The sequence below is a fragment of the Xanthomonas nasturtii genome, from assembly GCF_001660815.1.
GTDB classification, from domain to species: domain Bacteria; phylum Pseudomonadota; class Gammaproteobacteria; order Xanthomonadales; family Xanthomonadaceae; genus Xanthomonas; species Xanthomonas nasturtii.
The window spans coordinates 44,064-63,209 of record NZ_LYMI01000012.1; the positions used below are offsets into that span (position 1 = coordinate 44,064).

Annotated in this window: 6 protein-coding genes, 1 other RNA gene and 1 pseudogene; 7 read left to right on the plus strand and 1 reads right to left on the minus strand. The window is 66.2% G+C overall.

Annotated features, from left to right (window positions below; translation table 11 throughout):
• Positions 1-26 precede the first annotated feature (26 nt).
• The 4 genes and pseudogenes from purL (at position 27) to A7D16_RS05940 (ending at position 14,960) form a co-directional block, all read left to right on the plus strand.
• The gene (purL, locus tag A7D16_RS05925) at positions 27-4,118 is read left to right on the plus strand and encodes a phosphoribosylformylglycinamidine synthase (protein WP_064630770.1); all 4,092 of its coding nucleotides are present in this window, start codon (positions 27-29) and stop codon (positions 4,116-4,118) included.
• Between the two features lie 1,292 nt (positions 4,119-5,410).
• Positions 5,411-5,749, plus strand: a pseudogene (locus A7D16_RS23705) (PPC domain-containing protein); the annotation flags it as partial.
• 539 nt (positions 5,750-6,288) lie between these two features.
• Positions 6,289-12,843 (plus strand): ESPR-type extended signal peptide-containing protein, encoded by a 6,555-nt coding sequence (locus A7D16_RS05935; protein ID WP_064630774.1) that lies wholly within the window; start codon positions 6,289-6,291, stop codon positions 12,841-12,843.
• A gap of 233 nt (positions 12,844-13,076) precedes the next feature.
• A complete protein-coding gene (locus A7D16_RS05940; protein ID WP_064630954.1) occupies positions 13,077-14,960 on the plus strand; it encodes a diffusible signal factor-reguated S8 family serine peptidase in 1,884 nt (627 codons plus the stop codon).
• Between the two features lie 11 nt (positions 14,961-14,971).
• Here A7D16_RS05940 and A7D16_RS05945 read toward each other — a convergent pair.
• A non-coding RNA gene (locus A7D16_RS05945) (sX9 sRNA) lies at positions 14,972-15,047 on the minus strand.
• Between the two features lie 185 nt (positions 15,048-15,232).
• Between A7D16_RS05945 and gspE the strand changes: the two genes are divergently transcribed.
• The 3 genes from gspE to gspG all read left to right on the plus strand — a co-directional run bounded on the left by gspE (position 15,233) and on the right by gspG (position 19,145).
• Positions 15,233-16,960, plus strand: a complete 1,728-nt coding sequence (gene gspE, locus A7D16_RS05950) for a type II secretion system ATPase GspE (protein WP_064630776.1) — start codon at positions 15,233-15,235, stop codon at positions 16,958-16,960.
• Between the two features lie 265 nt (positions 16,961-17,225).
• Positions 17,226-18,443: a type II secretion system protein XpsF gene (gene xpsF, locus A7D16_RS05955; protein ID WP_064630778.1), complete on the plus strand. Its 1,218-nt coding sequence runs from the start codon at positions 17,226-17,228 to the stop codon at positions 18,441-18,443.
• A gap of 270 nt (positions 18,444-18,713) precedes the next feature.
• Positions 18,714-19,145, plus strand: a complete 432-nt coding sequence (gspG, locus tag A7D16_RS05960; protein WP_064630780.1) for a type II secretion system major pseudopilin GspG — start codon at positions 18,714-18,716, stop codon at positions 19,143-19,145.
• Position 19,146 lies beyond the last annotated feature (1 nt).

The window sequence follows — 19,146 nt, forward strand, 5'->3', positions numbered from 1 at the left end:
CCCGTTTCTGACACGGTTCCCCGGACATGATGGTCCTCGAGGGCGCTTCCGCCCTTTCGCCGTTCCGCCGCGCTCGGCTCGAAACCCGCCTGCAAACCCTCGTCCCCGCGCTGCGCATCACCGGCGCCTGGCACGTGTACTTCATCCGCGTCGAGGCCGGGCAAGCGCCCGATCAGGCCACCTTGCAGCGGATCCTGCAGGCCGACGCCGCCCCCGCGCCGCGCGATGCCGATGCCTCCTCGCGCTACGTGGTCCCGCGGCTGGGCACGCTGTCGCCGTGGTCCAGCAAGGCCACCGAACTGGTGCGCGGCGCCGGGCAGCCGATCCAGCGCGTTGAACGTGGCACCCGCATCGACCTGGCCGGCTGGCCGGAGGACGCGCCCGCGCAGGCTGCCGTGGCCAAGCTGCTGCACGACCCGATGACGCAGTCGCTGCTCGGCTCGGCCGCCGCTGCCGAGGCGCTGTTCAACGTGCCCGACCGCGGCCACTTGCAGCGCGTGCCGCTGGACGGGCTGGAGCAGGCCAATCGCGACCTGGGTCTGGCGCTGGCGCAGGACGAGATCGATTACCTGCGCGAACGCTTCGCCGCGCTGGGGCGCGACCCGGCCGATGTCGAATTGATGATGTTTGCGCAGGCCAATTCCGAGCATTGCCGGCACAAGATCTTCAATGCCAGCTGGACCATCGACGGCAAGCCGCAGGAACGCTCGCTGTTCCGCATGATCAAGCACACCCACCAGCAGACCCCGCAGCACACCTTGTCTGCCTACAGCGACAACGCGGCGGTGGTGGAAGGCGTGCCGGCCGCGCGCTATCGCCCGGACCCGGCCAGCGGCGAATACCGCAGCGAAGCGGTGCTGCCGTCGGCCTTCGCGATCAAGGTGGAGACGCACAACCACCCCACCGCGATCGCGCCGTTCCCCGGTGCGGCCACTGGCGCAGGCGGAGAAATCCGCGACGAAGGCGCCACCGGTCGCGGCGGCAAGCCCAAGGCCGGCCTGACCGGGTTTTCGGTCTCGCACCTGCGCATTCCCACCCTGCCGCAGCCGTGGGAAGCGCCGCGCGCGCTGAATCCGCGCATGGCGCCGGCGTTGGACATCATGCTCGATGGCCCGCTCGGCGGCGCAGCCTTCAACAACGAATTCGGCCGGCCCAATCTGCTTGGCTACTTCCGCAGCTTCGAGCTCGCCGAAGGCCCGGGCCTGACCCGCGCCTACGACAAGCCGATCATGCTGGCCGGTGGCTTGGGCGCGATCGATCGTAACCAGGTCGAAAAGCTGCGCCTGCAGCCGGGCGATGCGGTGATCGTGCTGGGCGGCCCGGCGATGCTGATCGGCCTGGGCGGCGGTGCGGCCAGTTCGGTGGCTGCCGGCGACAGTGCCGAAGCGCTGGATTTCGCCAGCGTGCAGCGCGAAAACCCGGAGATGGAGCGCCGCTGCCAGGAGGTCATCGACCGCTGCGTGGCGCTGGGCGTCGACAACCCGATCCGCTGGTTCCACGACGTGGGCGCGGGCGGCCTGTCCAACGCGATCCCCGAGTTGCTGCACGACTCCGGCGTGGGCGGCATCATCGACCTGGGTCGCGTGCTCACCGACGACCCCTCGCTGTCGCCGCTGGAACTGTGGTGCAACGAATCACAGGAACGCTACGTGCTCGGCGTGCCGCAGGCGCGCCTGGAAGAATTCGCCGCCATCTGCGCCCGCGAACGCTGCCCGTTCGCCGCGGTCGGCGTCGCCACGGCGGAGGAACGGCTGGTCGTGGGGTATGGGACGCTGGATGGCGGGACCGGGGACCCGGCACCGGGGACCCGGGGAGGGCAAACGCAAGAGCGCGATTCCGCTTCGTCCGCCGGCGGTGTGTCCGTCGCCGCCGATCCTGCTTTCCCGGGTCCCGGGTCCCCGGTCCCCGGTCCCACTCCCGACCTCCCAATCAACCTCCCCATGGACGTGCTCTTCGGCAAGGCACCGAAGATGCATCGCGATGCCGTGCATCTGCCCGCGCCGCAGTGGCCGGTGTTGCCGACCGCGTCGCTGGACCTGCAACAGGCCGGCTTGCGCGTGCTGGCGCATCCCACCGTGGCGTCCAAGAGTTTTCTGGTGACCATCGGCGACCGCAGCGTGGGCGGGTTGACTGCGCGCGAGCAGATGATCGGGCCGTGGCAGCTGCCACTGGCCGATTGCGCGATCACCCTGGCCGGTTTCGACACCTTCGAAGGCGAGGCGATGTCGATCGGCGAGCGCACGCCGCTGGCGCTGTTGAATGCGGCCGCGTCCGCCCGCATGGCGGTGGGCGAAGCGATCACCAACCTGTGCGCCGCCCCGGTGCAGCGGCTGGACAGCATCAAGCTCTCGGCCAACTGGATGGCCGCCGCCGGCCACAGCGGCGAAGACGCATTGCTGTACGACGCAGTGCGCGCGATCGGCATGGAGCTGTGCCCGGCACTGGAGCTGAGCGTGCCGGTAGGCAAGGACTCGCTGTCGATGCAGGCGCAGTGGGTCGAGGCCGGGATTCGGGATTCGGCATTCGGGATTGGCGAAACACCGGGTTCCTCCGTTGTTGCCAATCCGCAATCCCCAATGCCCAATTCCATCGCTCACAAGAGCGTGTCACCCGTCTCGCTCATCATCAGCGCCTTCGCGCCGGTGGGCGACGTGCGCACGCAGCTGACGCCGTTGCTGCGCAGCGATGAAGAGAGCGAGTTGTGGTTGATCGGGTTGGGCGGTGGCAAGCAGCGCCTGGGCGGGTCGGTACTGGCCCAGGTGTATGCCGATGATGCGGCGCTTCCTGCGTTCGGCGGCGAGGTGCCGGATCTGGACGACGCGCAGCGCCTGCGCAGTTTCTTCGAGTTGATCCGCGACGCGCGCGAAAGCGGGCTGTTGCTGGCGTATCACGATCGCAGCGATGGCGGTGCGTTTGCGGCGCTGTGCGAGATGGCCTTTGCCTCGCGGCAGGGCCTGGATATCACGCTGGATGCGTGGGGCGACGATGCGTTCCGCAGCCTGTTCAATGAAGAGCTGGGCGCGGTGGTGCAGATCGCCAGCGAAGATCGCGCCGCGTTCGCCGATCTGGTCGAGCGCCACGCGTTGACCGAATGCGCGCAGCGTATTGCGCGGCCCACCGGTGCGCCGCGCATCCGCGTGAGCGGGCAGGGCCGCGTGCTGGCCGAGTGGCGTTGGGAAGAGTTGTTCGATGCGTGGTGGTCGGTGACCCATGCCATGCAGAAGCTGCGCGACAACCCCGATAGCGCCGACGAAGAGCGCGCGCTGGCGCGTGATTTCAAGGCGCCGGGCCTGCGTCCGACGCTGGTGTTCGACCCCTCGGAAGATGTGGCGGCGCCATTCGTGGCCACCGGTTCACGGCCCAAGGTGGCGATCCTGCGCGAGCAGGGCGTCAACGGGCAGATCGAAATGGCCTACAACTTCGAGCGTGCCGGTTTCCGCGCCTACGACGTGCACATGAGCGACCTGATCGAAGGCCGCGTGGAGTTGAGCGAGTTTGTCGGTTTCGCAGCGTGCGGCGGTTTCAGCTACGGTGACGTGCTGGGTGCCGGCCGTGGCTGGGCGACCTCGATCCTGGAACGTTCGGCGCTGCGCGACGCGTTTGCCGCATTCTTCGCGCGCAGCGATACGTTCGCGCTGGGGGTGTGCAATGGCTGCCAGATGCTCAGCCAGCTCAAGGACATCATTCCCGGCGCCGAGCATTGGCCGCGCTTTTTGCGCAACCGCAGCGAGCAGTTCGAAGCACGCACGGCGTTGCTGGAAGTGGTGGAGTCGCCTTCGATCTTCCTGCGTGGCATGGCCGGTTCGCGGATTCCGGTGGCGGTGGCGCATGGCGAAGGCCGTGCAGAGTTCGACACCGGCGTGGACCAGGCCGCTGCACGCGTGGCACTGCGTTACATCGATGGCGACGGCGTGGTGGCATCGCAGTACCCGCTCAATCCGAACGGTTCGCCGGACGGTATTACCGGGCTGACCAATAGCGACGGCCGCGTCACCATCCTGATGCCGCATCCGGAGCGCACGCCGCGCAGCGCAAATCTGAGCTGGCATCCGGCCGACTGGGGTAACGACTCGCCGTGGTTGCGGATGTTCCGCAACGCGCGCGTGTGGTGCGGTTGAGTCGGTGACCCGTGGCCGCGTGCGCTGAGTGCGCGGCGACGACCTCCCTGACGGCCGTGTGCAGCGTGCACACGGCCGTTTTTGTTTGTGGTGGTCACGCTTCTGATGCCACCTCGTTGCAAGATGCCTGCGCGACGTTCTGGATGGATTGGGTTGCATCGTGCATCGTGCATCGCCATGCAGAGGTGCGGCGATGCTGACGCTGAAAGAGGCGTGTAACCGGTGTGTTCTGGCCGGCTGCTAGCGCGTCCTGGTCGGTCCATCCATGTGTCCCGGTCGTGCGCCGCAGCAACGCGGCCCGCGTGCTGCAGCTCGGCGATCGACAATGTGTCGCGCCTGGTCATGCCGCCCTGGTTGTGCAGTCGTAACTAGGTTCTGTTAAAAAAATAAGGGTTGCTTGTAGTAAATGTAAGAGTTTTTAGGTATTCGCATAAAAATATTTTTGCGTGCGTGCGTGCGTGCGTGCTGTGCTCTGCATTTAGTTGTTCGGGCGTTAAATATATTCATAAAGCGTTGCGTCTTCATCACATTCCGCACGTCTTATAAACACTTAATTTTGCTTATTTTCCGGGTAAATCCTGGTGAAGGGGGGGTGCTGCACTCTATAAGGCCTCACGGGGGGGGGCAATCAGGTGAGCGGCGGTCGGTTCTTACGCGCCAGACCATAATCGAGAGTAGGCGTTTAATGAAGAATATCGAAGATGCCGAGGTGCGGTCGCTCTCCGGTAAGGCGAATATTATCCGATTATCTCGAAAATGCAGGTGCAGTGCCGTCTGCAGGCGGGCAGTGGTCTGGCCGTTTCCATCTGCATGGTGCTGGTGGGCGGTGGCACCACAGCCACTGCAATGGCGCAGATGCGCACTTCGGCGACTCCGTGCAGCGTAGTCGATGGCCAGCGTCTATGTGCGCAGCACTGGCTGCCGCTGATGCGTCGATGGGCTTTGTTGCCCGTGCAGCGGCGTCGACATCCACGCCAATTGCATCAGTGCCGGCCGAAGACGATGCCGAGTTGCCTCCATTCGTCGACGGGCAAGATGCCATTGCCCTGGGGCGGCAAGTAATGCGCTTGTCGATGGCACCAGCGCGCTGGGAGCGGGCAGCCTGACATTGGAGCGCGATGCGAGCGCGGTGGTGATGCGTTGATGATCAGCACATCTGCGGCGGCGGTTGGCGGGGTTGCAGTGGTGTACGACTACGGCGCGTTCTGCTTTGTCGTCGGTAGCAGCGAGCAAGCCACCGAGGCCACCGGCGTTGCCTCCACTGCGATCGGTGGCGGGGCCAATGCGGTCGACGCGCGCATGACGGCGGTGACCTGGGTTGCACTCTGGATGCCCAGGTGCTGCAAAACGGCACGATCCAGCGTGGTGTGTCCAATGTGGCAGGGGATGCCGGCGTGTTCACTTTCCAGGCGTCCGCAGGCCAGGTACTGAGCTTTCTCAGCTTTGGTGGCATCGGACAGGCATCGCTGTACGTGGCACTCGGGCGCGTACAGCGCTGACGACAACGACGGCGCCTCCATGCGCAGCGGCACAGCCAGACAGTGCGCTTCACCGCGCCGCGCGCAGGCACCTACGTGCTCAAACTGGAGGGCGCCAGCTTCGATGGCGCAAGCCTGTTGGCGCGCCAATGAGTCGACGTCCGGCATCGGCGCCTGGAGTGATCGTCATTTCCTTGGCGCACCCGCGCCTGGCGCCAGCGCCGGCAGGCCAGCCAGGCAGCGGTTGCCGGTACCCGAGGCACTGACCCGCCATCTGACCCCTTTCTGCTGCGGTTTTGCGCAACCAAGCCCGCTGGCGTCTCGCCAGCGGGTTTTTTTTGTCCACAACGGACACGGCTATTCAGCTTTTAAATGTCTTGAGAGACATGATCTAGGTCGCTGTTTTCCAAAGGTTTATCAAAAATCTAATAAAAGCAAGCAGAAGTGTGATGGAAAGCGCACTTATCTTCGCTTTCTGTCAAAAACTTGACGCCTGAAATGACGGCTGTTAACACTTTGCTCAGTTCTATGGTTGGGTAGCGTTCACTTTTTGACTATCCAGGGAGCAGGTGAAAGCCGCTCCCGCCGCAAGGCCCATGGCGCGAACACCTGCGGGGAATCTCAGGCTGGAACGCCTTTCGCAGGCGGGTGTTCGCCAAAAACCAGTCCAACAACTCAGGAGTCGTGCGTCGATGAATCGGATTTATCGCAAGGTCTGGAACAAATCACTGGGCGTGTGGGCCGTGGCCTCGGAATTGGCCAGCGGTGACAGCCCCGGAGCCGTTGCATCAGCCTCGCTCATCGACCGCCGCCAGAGCCTCGCACTGGCCGCCGCCATCGCCCTGGCACTGGGTGGCGCCGGATTCGCCACGCCGCTTCCCGCCAATGCGCAATCGGTCGAAGTCGGCCGCGGCGCATCCGCCCCGGTCAGCAAGGCCACCGCAATCGGCGCCAACAGCCGCGCCAGCGCGACCGGCGCAGTGGCCACCGGCGCCGACAGCAGCGCCAGTGGCGTCAACAGCAGCGCGATCGGCCGCCAGACCAATGCCATCGGCGAGAACGCGGTGGCCATCGGCTACAACAGTTTCGTGCGCCAGGCCGGGGAAAACGGCGTGGCGCTGGGCGCCGATGCAGGTGTCACCGGAGCAAATTCGGTAGCGCTGGGCGCAGGCTCGCGCACCCACGAAGACGAGGTGGTGTCGGTGGGTAGCGGCAATGGCCGCGGTGGCCCGGCAACGCGCCGCATCACCAATGTCACTGCCGGCGTCAACGCCACCGATGCGGTCAACGTGGCGCAGCTGCGCGACGTGGCCGATGTGGCCGAAGACACTGCGTTGTTCTTCAAGGCGACACCAGGCGACGACAGCGTGGGCGCCTATGTCGAAGGCGAGCGCGCCCTGGCCGCAGGCGATGGCGCCAATGCAGTGGGCACCGCCACCACCGCGCTCGGCACCGGTGCCAATGCCGTGGCCGAGAACGCAACGGCGGTGGGGTTCAATGCACTGGCATCGGGCCAGAACAGCGCGGCTTTCGGCCATAACGCACAGGCCAATGGCCCGGGGAGCGTCGCCGTTGGCGGCGCGGCGGTGAACGAAGATGGCGAGCCGTTGATCACCAATGGCGGCGTGCCGGTCGATACCGGCGCCACCAGTGCCGGCGTCGGTGGAACCGCGGTCGGCGCCAGCGCCAATGCCGACGGGTTTGCGGCTTCCTCGTTCGGCGTCGGCGCGTATGCGGCCGGTGCGCAGTCCTCTGCGTTCGGCGCGGTGGCCAATGCGGCCGGCGATTACGCCACGGCCGTGGGCACGCAGACCAGTGCCAGCGGCACCAGCAGCACCGCTGTCGGTGGCCCGGTCGATCTGATTCCCGGTCTGGGCTTCTTCGTGCAGACCCAGGCCAGTGGCGAAGCGGCCACTGCGCTCGGCGCCGGTGCGATCGCATCCGGCACCTACACCACGGCCGTGGGCACGCTCAGCGAAGCCTCCGGCACCGAAGCCACCGCCGTGGGCTACTTCGCCTATGCGCCGGGCGAAGGCGCCACCGCGGTTGGCCCGGAATCCTGGGCCAGCGGCGAACTCAGCACCGCGCTCGGCTACTACAGCACCGCGCGCGGCGCCAACTCGGTTGCGTTGGGTGCCAACTCGGTCGCCACGCGCGCCAACACCGTATCGGTGGGCGCGGCCGGCGATGAGCGTCAGATCACCAACGTGGCCGCTGGTACCGAGGGCACCGATGCGGTGAATCTCGACCAGCTCAGCGCAGTGTCCGATGTCGCATCCACCACCGCACGCGCGTTTGTCGCCACCGGCGAGGGCGCCGCGATTGCAGAAGGCATCGACAGCGTCGCTGCCGGTTCCAACGCGTCGGCCTTCAGCGATTACAGCACCGCGCTGGGTTCGAGCAGCCTGGCATCTGCGCAGGGCGCAACTGCCGTTGGCAGTGGCGCCAATGCCACCACCGACAACGCCACGGCGGTGGGTTTCAACAGCGCCGCAATCGCCGAAAACACCACCGCGCTCGGTGGTAACAGCAGTGCAGCGGGCGACTCCAGTACGGCAGTGGGCGGCGCAAGCCAGGCCACCGCCAGCGGCGCGACTGCGCTCGGTTACGAAAGCATCGCCAACGGTGCGGACTCCACTGCGCTGGGCGCGGGCAGTGTGGCGTTCGGCGACACCAGCACCGCCGTGGGCGGCGCGAGCGTTGCATTCGGCGATGATAGTGCCGCCTTCGGTGCCAATGCCGCCGCTGGCGGTACTGCCTCCACCGCCGTCGGCGCAGGCAGCAGTGCGTTCGGCGAGCGCACTGTCGCGCTGGGCGGCGCCAGCAATGCATCGGGCGACGACAGCATCGCGCTCGGTGCAAGCAGCCAGGCCTCTGCGCTGGGCACCACGGCCGTCGGCAGCAATGCCAACGCCAGCATCGCCAATGCCACGGCGGTGGGCTTCAACAGCAGTGCCGGCGACGACTACGCCACTGCGCTCGGCAGCGACAGCAATGCCTCGGGATATTTCAGCACCGCCGTCGGCGGCAACAGCATTTCCAACGGGCGTGGTGCAACGGCAATCGGTTACGAAAGCATCGGCAACGGCAGCGCATCGACTGCGCTGGGCTTTGCCAGCGTGGCATGGGGTAACGGCGGCACCGCCATCGGCACCGAAAGCTTGGCCTACGGTGACGACAGCACGGCGCTTGGCGCGAATGCGTCCGCAGCCGACACCGGCTCGATTGCCGTTGGCACCTACGCAAACGCATATGGCCCGCGTGCGATTTCGCTCGGCGGCCAATCCAATGCAACCGGCGATGAGAGCATCGCGCTGGGTTGGGAAGCCACCGCCGTGGGCACGCAGAGCGTCAGCCTCGGTGGCGGGGCATTGGCATCTGCCGACAACAGCGTTGCGCTGGGTGCAGGCGCTGTCGCCGATCGCGCCAACACGGTGTCGGTGGGCACGGCCGGCAGCGAGCGCCAGATTGCCAATGTTGCGGCCGGCACCGAGGGCACCGATGCGGTGAATCTCGATCAGCTCAACGCCGTGGCTGGCGCTGCGGAAAATACCGCGCGCCTGTATGCAGGCACCGGTGACGGCACCGCTTTCGCACAGGGCGACGACGCGACCGCGGCCGGTTCCAATGCCACCGCAGACGGCGATTACAGCAGCGCGTTCGGTGCCGGCAGCCAGGCCACCGCAATCGGTGCGGTGGCCATCGGCAGCGGTGCCAGCGCCACGGCGCAGTACGCCAATGCGGCCGGTTACAACGCAGCGGCCAGCGGCTTTGGCAGCGTGTCCAATGGCGCCTTCAGCCAGGCCAGCGGCGACTACGCGGTGGCCTTGGGTGGCGAGAGTGAAGCGGCGGGTGCGCAAAGCACGGCGCTCGGTGCAGCGGCAGGCGCGTACGGCGATGGCTCGCTGGCAGTCGGCGCGCTGAGCGAAGCGCAGGGTAGCGAATCCATCGCGATGGGTTATTTCGCCAGCGCCAGCGGCGAGTCGGCCACCGCCGTAGGTGCGGAGAGCATTGCCAACGGCACCACCGCGGCGGCCTTCGGCTTCGGTGCTGAAGCCACGTCCAACTACTCCACTGCCTTGGGTGGCTATTCCACCGCGAGCGGTTTCAACAGTACTGCGCTGGGTAATTTCAGCACCGCCAGCGGCTCCAATACGGTGGCGGTGGGTGGCGATGCCACCGCCACTGGCGCGTACAGCGTTGCAGCCGGTCAGGGCAGCGTGGCCAGCGGCTACAACAGCGTGTCGGTCGGTGGCGCCTTGCTCGGCTTGTTGCCGACCGAAGCATCCGGCGATTACTCCACCGCCGTGGGTGGCGCGGCGTGGGCGCCGGGCCTCAACAGCACCGCGCTGGGCAATTTCTCCGAATCCACCGGCGAAGGCAGCGTGGCATTGGGCGCCGATTCGGTGGCCGATCGCGACTTCGCGGTGTCGGTGGGCAGTGCCGGCAACGAACGTCAGATCACCAATGTGGCAGCCGGCACGCAAGGTACCGATGCGGTGAATCTGGATCAGCTCACCGCGGTTGCCGAAGCCGGTGCAGCCACCAGCAAGTACTTCCAGGCCAGCGGCAGCGATGACAGCGATGCCGGCGCGTATGTGGAAGGCGATGACGCATTGGCCGCTGGTGAAGGCGCCGCTGCCACCGGTACAGGCACCACCGCGTTGGGTGCAGGGGCGAAGGCAGTGGTCGACAGCGCCACCGCAGTTGGTGTCGCCGCGTTGGCTGGCGGCATCGGCGCGGCAGCGGTGGGCAACAACGCTCAGGCACTGGGCGAAAACAGCAGCGCGGTCGGCAGCAACGCATTGGCCAGCGATATCGGTGCCACCGCGAACGGTGCCGGTGCGCAGGCGATTTCGACCTACACCACCGCACTCGGCAGCGAAGCGGTGGCCTCCGACAATCAGGCGACTGCTGCGGGTTTCCGCAGTACCGCCTCCAATATCGGTAGCGCCGCATTCGGTGGCTATAGCGAATCCAGCGGCCGCCTGTCTTCGGCACTGGGCTATGGCGCGGTTGCATCCAGCGACTACAGCACCGCCGTCGGTGCCGTGGCGCTGGCCTCCGGTGCCAGCGCGGTCGCCGTTGGCGAATTCAGCGAAGCCACCGGCGATGAGAGCGTGGCCGTCGGCGGCAGCACGTTCTTCGGGTTCATTCCGGCGCGTGCGTCCGGCACGGGGGCAGCCGCCCTCGGTGCCGGTGCCTGGGCTACCGCCGACTACACCACTGCCATCGGCTGGAATTCGTATGCCGACGGCGTCAATGCCACTGCGTTGGGCCAGAGCGCAGCCGCGCTTGCCGACAACACGCTGGCATTGGGTGGCGGCAGCCGCGCCGATGCGGTCGGTGCCAGTGTGGTCGGTGTGGATGCATCGGCCACCGGCATCAACAGCACCGGCGTCGGCCGTCAGGTCAACGTGATCGGCGAAAACGCGGTCTCGGTGGGCTACAACTCGTTCGTGCGCCAGAGCGCGGTCAACGGTGTAGCCCTGGGCGCCAACGCCGGTGCAACCGGTGCCGATTCGGTTGCGTTGGGCTCCGGTTCGCGTACCTATGAAGCCGACACGGTGTCGATCGGTAGCGGCAATGGCCGCGGCGGTCCGGCCACGCGCCGCATCGTCAATGTCAGCGACGGCCAGGCGGCTACCGATGCGGTCAACAAGGGCCAGCTGGATTCCCTGGCGGCCGATATGCAGACCACCAATGGCATGGTGCGCACCACCGGTGAAGGCGTGGCGTCGGCAACCGGCGATCGCAGCAGTGCGGTCGGCGCGGGCGCCACCGCCAGTGGCGCACGCAGCGTGGCAATTGCCTCCGGCAGCCGCGCCTCGGCCACCGGTGCCAGTGCGATGGGTGTGGACAGCAGCGCCAGCGGCGCGAACAGCACCGCGATGGGCCGGCAGACCAATTCCATCGGCGAAAACGGTGTTGCACTGGGCTACAACTCCTTCGTGCGCGAAAGCGGCAGCAATGCGGTGGCACTCGGTGCCAATGCCGGTGCCAGTGGCGCCGATTCGGTGGCCCTGGGCTCGGGCTCGCGCACCTATGACGCCAACACGGTGTCGGTGGGTAGCGGTAATGGGCGTGGCGGTCCGGCGACACGTCGCATTGTCAATGTGGGTGCCGGTGCGATTGCCAGTGCCAGCCTTGAGGCGATCAACGGCGGGCAGTTGTTCCAGTCGTTGAGCAATGCCGCCAGCTTCCTTGGTGGCGGTGCGGCGATCGGCGCGCAAGGCGTGTTCGTCGCGCCGACCTACGTGATCCAGGGCGCCAGCTACAACAACGTGGGCGCGGCATTGACCGCGCTGGACACCAAGGTCACCCAGCTGGATGCACGTGGCGGCACTGCGCTCGCCAGCACCACGTCGCTACGCACCGCCACGGTGCCGGCTGTCGCTGCACCTGCTACGAGCGATGCAGCAGGCAACGTCAGCACCGCTACGGTCACCACCGGCGTGCAAGGCACGCCGACCGCAGCCGTGGTCGGCAGCATCACGCCAGCGGCCACGTCCACCGCGGTCGGCACTGCAGCAGTGGCCAATCACGTCACCGGCACCGCAATCGGCGGCAGCGCGTATGCGCATGGCCCCAACGACACTGCCATCGGCAGCAATGCACGCGTCAATGCCGATGGCAGCACGGCGGTGGGTGCCAATACGCAGATCGCTGCGGTCGCCACCAATGCGGTGGCGATGGGCGAGGGCGCGCAGGTGACTGCAGCTTCCGGCACCGCTGTCGGCCAAGGCGCACGTGCCACGGCACAAGGTGCGGTCGCACTGGGTCAGGGTTCGGTTGCCGATCGTGCCAATACGGTGTCGGTGGGCAGCGTCGGCGGCGAGCGTCAGGTGGCCAACGTGGCTGCCGGTGTGCGCGCCACCGATGCGGTCAACAAGGGCCAGTTGGACAGCGGCGTTGCCGCAGCCAACAGCTACACCGACAGCCGCTACAGCGCGATGGCCGACAGCTTCGAAAGCTACCAGGGCGATATCGAAGACCGTCTGCGTCGGCAGAACCGTCGCCTGGATCGCCAGGGCGCGATGAGCTCGGCGATGTTGAACATGTCCGCCAGCGTGGCGGGTATCGCTTCGCAAAATCGCATCGGTGCCGGTGTCGGTTTCCAGAACGGCGAGTCGGCGTTGTCGGTGGGGTATCAGCGCGCCATCAGCCCACGCGCCACGTTGACCGTGGGCGGTGCGCTGAGCGGGGACGACAGCTCGATCGGCGTGGGTGCCGGTTTCGGCTGGTAAGCGTTGGCAAGACTGCGGTTTGCATCAAACGCGGCGGCGCCGGTGTGCGCCGCCGCGGCAAGGCAAGGCCTGAGGGGGCGGGCAAGGACCGTGGCTAGGCCAGGCAACGGATTCGCATGGAGTGATGGCCGTACCAGGAGCGATCGATCAATGCCGCAGGCCAGTCATGGCTGCGTGGCGTGCTCGACCCCGTTCCAAGCCTGATTCACGAAAAACACGAAGAGGATTTCACCGTGATCGACAAGACTTTCCGCCTCACCCCGCTGACCGGCGCCATCCTGATGATGGCTCTCGGTGCATCCGGCACCCTGGCTGCCGCACCGAAACTGCTGGTCAAGGAACCGACCCAGGCAGCTCCGGCCGGCGCTGCATTCAGTAGCCGCCTGATCGTGCGCTACAAGGACAACACTGCCGCTGCGACCGATCGCAGCAGCAAGCTCAATGCCGTGCAGGCCGCTGTCGGCCGCGTCGGCGCGAGCACCGGCGCACGCAGCAGCGCAGCCGCCGCCAAGGCGACGTATGTGCGCAAGCTCGGCATCGGCTCGGACCTGATCAAGCTGTCCAGCACACTGACCACCGCGCAGGTGGACAAGGTGGTGGTCGAGCTCAGGAACGACCCGTCCGTGGCCGACGTGCAGATCGACCGCATGCTGCGCCCGATCGACATCAGCAAGCGTGTTCCCGCCACCGATGTCAGCCCGCAGCTGGTTCCCAACGACCCGCTGTACGCCCAGTACCAGTGGCACCTGAGCAACCCCAACGGCGGCATCAATGCACCGGCAGCATGGGATCTGTCGCAGGGCGCCGGCGTGGTGGTGGCGGTATTGGATACCGGCATCCTGCCGGGCCATCCCGATTTCGCCGGCAACATCCTGCAGGGCTACGACTTCATCACCGATGCCGAAGTGTCGCGGCGCCCGACCGATGCGCGCGTGCCTGGCGCACTGGATTACGGCGACTGGGAAGAAGCCGACAACGTCTGCTACGACGGCTCGGTCGCCCAGGAAAGCTCCTGGCACGGCACCCATGTGGCGGGCACCGTGGCCGAGGCGACCGATAATGGGGTAGGCATGGCCGGTGTGGCGCCGAAGGCGACCATCCTGCCGGTGCGCGTGCTTGGCCGTTGCGGCGGTTACACCTCCGACATCGCCGATGCGATCGTGTGGGCCTCCGGCGGTGCGGTGGATGGCGTGCCGGCCAACACCAACCCGGCCGAAGTGATCAACATGAGCCTCGGCGGCGGCGAGCCGTGCGATTCGGCCACCCAGCTGGCGATCAACGGTGCGGTCTCGCGCGGCACCACCGTGGTGGTCGCGGCCGGCAATAGCGGCGAAGATGCAGCCAACCATTCGCCGGCCAGCTGCAACAACACGATTACGGTGGGCGCCACGCGCATCACTGGCGGCATCACCTACTACTCCAACTATGGCAGCAAGGTCGACTTGTCCGGCCCGGGCGGCGGCGGCAGCGTGGACGGCAATCCGGGCGGTTACATCTGGCAGGCCGGTTACACCGGTGCGACCACGCCGACCTCGGGCACCTATAGCTATATGGGTCTGGGCGGGACCTCGATGGCGTCGCCGCACGTGGCCGGCGTCGTGGCGCTGGTGCAGAGCGCGGCCATCGGTCTGGGCGATGGCCCGCTGACCCCGGCTGCGGTCGAAGCGCTGCTCACGCAGACCAGCCGTCGCTTCCCGGTGACCCCGCCGGCCAGCACGCCGATCGGCAGCGGCATCGTCGACGCCAAGGCTGCGCTGGAAGCGGTGCTGGTGGAGCCGTGCGACCCGGCCACTGAAAGCTGCGCACCGACTGCCATCGAACTGACCAACAAGGCACCGGTTGCCGGCTTGAGCGGCGCTGCCGGCAGCTCCACGCTGTACAGCTTCGACGCCAAGGCCGGCGCCGTGCTCAGCTTCATGACCTACGGCGGCACCGGCGATGTGTCGGTGTATGTCAGCTTTGAGGCCGAGCCCACCGCTACCTCCTACGATGCCAAGTCGACCCGTCCGGGCAACAGCGAAACCGTGCGTTTCACTGCACCCAAGGCAGGCACCTACTACATCAAACTGGTCGGTGCGAAGGATTACGCGAAACTGACGCTCGTTGCACGACAGTAAGTGATAAGAGCGGCTAGCAAAACGTAGCAAGCGGTTGTCAGGTGGGTGCGGACGGCGCGCACGAACCGGAGTGTACGCGTGGTGCATGCCGATTCCGAGCACCGACCGCGCCCGCATGGCGGCCGCACAGTAGTTTTGTTAGTTGCCCTAAATAGTGTGACCGCTGCCCCCGGCCAATCACCGGGGGCAGCGTTTTTCAGGGCGATTCAGATGGGTGCGGTTGATCGTCGCGGCAAACTGCTACAGTCGGCGCCGAACCAGTGGAGACGAGTGTGAACGCGGTTGCCGTCGATCCAATCGAGCATCGAAGTGCGGAGACGCGCATCGTCGAAGCGCTGCTTGAACGCCGTCGTCTGAAAGACACCGATCTGCTGCGCGCGCGCCAGTTGCAGGCCGAGTCCGGTATGGGCTTGCTTGCCCTGCTCGGCCGCCTGGGTCTGGTGTCCGAACGCGATCATGCAGAAACCTGCGCCGATGTGCTCGGCCTGCCGTTGGTGGATGCACGCCAGCTCGGCGACACCCCGCCGGAAATGCTGCCTGAAGTGCAGGGCTTGTCGTTGCGCTTTCTCAAACAATTTCATCTGTGCCCGGTCGGCGAACGCGATGGCCGGCTGGAGCTATGGATCGCAGACCCCTACGACGATTACGCCGTGGATGCAGTGCGCCTTGCCACCGGCTGCACGCTGCTGTTGCAGGTGGGTTTGCGTTCGGAAATCGACGATCTGATCGAGCGCTGGTACGGCCAGGGCCGCAGCGCGATGGGCACCATCGTGGAAACCGCCGATGGCGATGCCAACAGCAGCGACGACATCGAAGCGCTGCGCGATCTGGCCTCCGAAGCGCCGGTGATCCGGCTGGTGAATCTGGTGATCCAGCACGCGGTGGAACTGCGCGCCTCCGACATCCATATCGAACCGTTCGAAAACCGGCTCAAGGTGCGTTACCGCGTGGACGGCGTGCTGGTGGAAGGCGAAAGCCCGCCGGCCAAACTCACTGCCGCGGTGATCAGTCGCATCAAGATCATGGCCAAGCTCAACATCGCCGAACGCCGCCTGCCGCAGGACGGCCGCATCATGCTGCGCGTGCAGGGCAAGGAGCTGGATCTGCGCGTGAGCACCGTGCCCACCGCGCATGGCGAAAGCGTGGTGATGCGTCTGCTCGACCGCGAAACGGTGGTGTTCGACTTCTACAAGCTCGGCTTCACCGAAGACTTTTTGCCGCAGTTCCGCAAGGTGCTGGAGCAACCGCACGGCATCATGCTGGTCACCGGCCCCACCGGCTCGGGCAAGACCACCACGCTGTACACCGCGCTGAGCCAGCTCAATACCTCCGACGTGAAAATCATCACCGTCGAGGACCCGGTGGAATACCAGATCGAAGGCATCAACCAGATCCAGGCCAAACCGCAGATCGGGCTGGATTTCGCCAACGCGCTGCGCAGCATCGTGCGTCAGGACCCGGACATCATCATGATCGGCGAAATGCGCGATCTGGAAACCGCACGCATCGCGATCCAGTCCGCGCTCACCGGCCACCTGGTGCTGTCCACGTTGCACACCAACAACGCGGCCGGCGGCATCACCCGTCTGCTGGACATGGGCGTGGAAGATTACCTGCTCACTTCCACCATCAACGGCATCCTGGCGCAGCGTCTGGTACGCAAACTCGACCTGGCCAACGCCGAACGGTATGCCGCATCGCCGGAAGAAATCGCCAAGTTCGATCTGCGCCGCCTGCAGCCGGAGGGCGAGATCTTCCTGTATCGCCCGCGTCCTTCTGCCGGCGCACCCACCGGTTATCTCGGCCGGACCACCATCGTCGAATTCCTGGTGATGAACGACGAATTGCGGCGCGCGGTGATGCGCCGCGCCGGCATGGGCGAGATCGAACAACTCGCACGCCAGGCCGGCATGCGCACGATGTACGAGGATGGCCTGTCGAAGGCCCTGCGCGGCGAAACCACCATCGAAGAAGTTCTGCGCGTCACGGAGGATGCGTGATCGGCGACGTGATGGGACCCGGGACCCGGGACCGGGGACCCGGGAACAGCCAAGGCAGCAGCGTGGCTGCGTCTTTGCCACGCGCGGACCTGCGCGCTGCCAGATTCCAGTGCTGCGGCACGCCGTCTTTCACGGGTCAGGGCAGCAACGACGTCCCGGCTGCAGCGCCCATCCATGCCGACCGAAGCGCCGCAGTGTTCCCGTTGTGCAGTAAACCGATCTTCCCGGGTGCCCGGTCCCCGGTCCCCGGTCCCGGCCGTTCCTGATGCCCCTCTACCGTTACAAGGCGCTGGACGCCCACGGCGAAATGCTCGACGGCCAGATGGAAGCGGGCAGCGATGCCGAAGTGGCGCTGCGTCTGCAGGAGCAGGGCCATCTGCCGGTGGAAACGCGTCTGGCCACCGGCGAAAACGATTCGCCGTCGCTGCGCATGCTGTTGCGCAAGAAGCCGTTCGACAATGCCGCGCTGGTGCAGTTCACCCAGCAGCTGGCGACCTTGATCGGTGCCGGGCAGCCGCTGGATCGTGCGTTGTCGATCCTGATGGATCTGCCCGAAGACGAAAAAAGCCGGCGGGTGATCGGCGATGTGCGCGACACCGTGCGCGGCGGTGCGCCTTTGTCGTCCGCACTCGAGCGCCAGCATGGGCTGTTTTCCAAGCTCTACATCAACATGGTGCGCGCCGGCGAAGCCGGCGGCAGCATGCAGGACACGCTGCAACGGCTGGCCGATTATCTGGAGCGCAGCCGCGCGCTCCGGGGCAAGGTGATCAACGCGTTGATCTACCCGGCGATCCTGCTGGCGGTGGTGGGCTGCGCATTGCTGTTTTTGTTGGGCTACGTGGTGCCGCAGTTCGCGCAGATGTACGAAAGCCTGGATGTGGCGCTGCCGTGGTTCACGCAAGCGGTGTTGAGTGTGGGCCTGCTGGTACGCGACTGGTGGCTGGTGCTGATCGTGGTGCCCGGCGTGCTGGGGTTGTGGCTGGATCGCAAGCGTCGCAACGCTGCATTTCGTGCGTCGCTGGACGAGTGGCTGCTGCGCCAGAAAGTGGTCGGCAGCCTGATTGCGCGGCTGGAAACCGCACGCCTGACACGGACTTTGGGCACCTTGCTGCGCAATGGCGTGCCGCTGCTGGCGGCGATCGGCATTGCGCGTAACGTCATGTCCAACCTGGCGCTGGTGGAGGATGTCGCCAATGCCGCCGACGACGTCAAGAACGGGCATGGTCTTGCGATATCGCTGGCACGCGGCAAGCGCTTTCCGCGGTTGGCGCTGCAGATGATTCAGGTGGGCGAAGAATCCGGCGCACTGGACACGATGCTGCTCAAGACCGCCGACACCTTCGAGCTGGAAACCGCGCAGGCCATCGACCGCGCATTGGCCGCGCTGGTGCCGTTCATCACGCTGGTGCTGGCCTCGGTGGTGGGGCTTGTCATCATTTCGGTATTGGTACCGCTGTATGACCTCACCAATGCAATCGGCTGAGAGCGGCGATCGATGCGGCCGCGTTGCCGCCAGACGGACGCAGCCGGTACTCGGAATCGGCGTGCACCACTCGTACACTGCGGGGCCTGCGCGCGGTTTGCGCGGAGCTGCCAACCAGTCGCGACGCGGTGCCAGCCATGTTCCCGGCCGGGCAGCGTCTTCACAACAACGTTCCGGTGACCGCACGACACCCATGCGGGAACCATTGCAATGCCCGCCGTGTCATCTGTTGGCGGCAGCATCCTTCATCGACGTGCAAGGAAATCGTTCATGATCAAGCGTTCCATCACCCGCAGTCCGTCGCGCGCAGGCCAGGCCGGCATGAGCTTGCTGGAAATCATCATCGTCATCGTGCTGATCGGCGCGGTGCTCACGCTGGTCGGCAGTCGCGTGCTCGGTGGCGCCGATCGCGGCAAGGCCAATCTGGCCAAATCGCAGATCCAGACCCTGGCCGGAAAGATCGAGAATTTCCAGCTCGACACCGGCAAGTTGCCGAGCAAGCTCGATGACCTGGTCACCCAGCCCGGCGGCAGCAGCGGTTGGCTGGGCCCGTACGCCAAGCCGGTGGAACTCAACGACCCATGGGGCCACACCATCGAATACCGCGTGCCCGGCGATGGCCAGCCGTTCGATCTGATCAGCCTGGGCAAGGACGGCAAGCCCGGTGGCAGCAGCTACGACTCGGACATCAAGTACCAATAAG

What these genes read in the sequence shown, in the direction of transcription:
- gspG (WP_064630780.1), top strand. Translation starts at nt 18,714, where the DNA reads ATGATCAAGCGTTCCATCACCCGCAGTCCGTCGCGCGCAGGCCAGGCC.
- purL (WP_064630770.1), top strand. Translation starts at nt 27, where the DNA reads ATGATGGTCCTCGAGGGCGCTTCCGCCCTTTCGCCGTTCCGCCGCGCT.
- A7D16_RS05935 (WP_064630774.1), top strand. Translation starts at nt 6,289, where the DNA reads ATGAATCGGATTTATCGCAAGGTCTGGAACAAATCACTGGGCGTGTGG.
- xpsF (WP_064630778.1), top strand. Translation starts at nt 17,226, where the DNA reads ATGCCCCTCTACCGTTACAAGGCGCTGGACGCCCACGGCGAAATGCTC.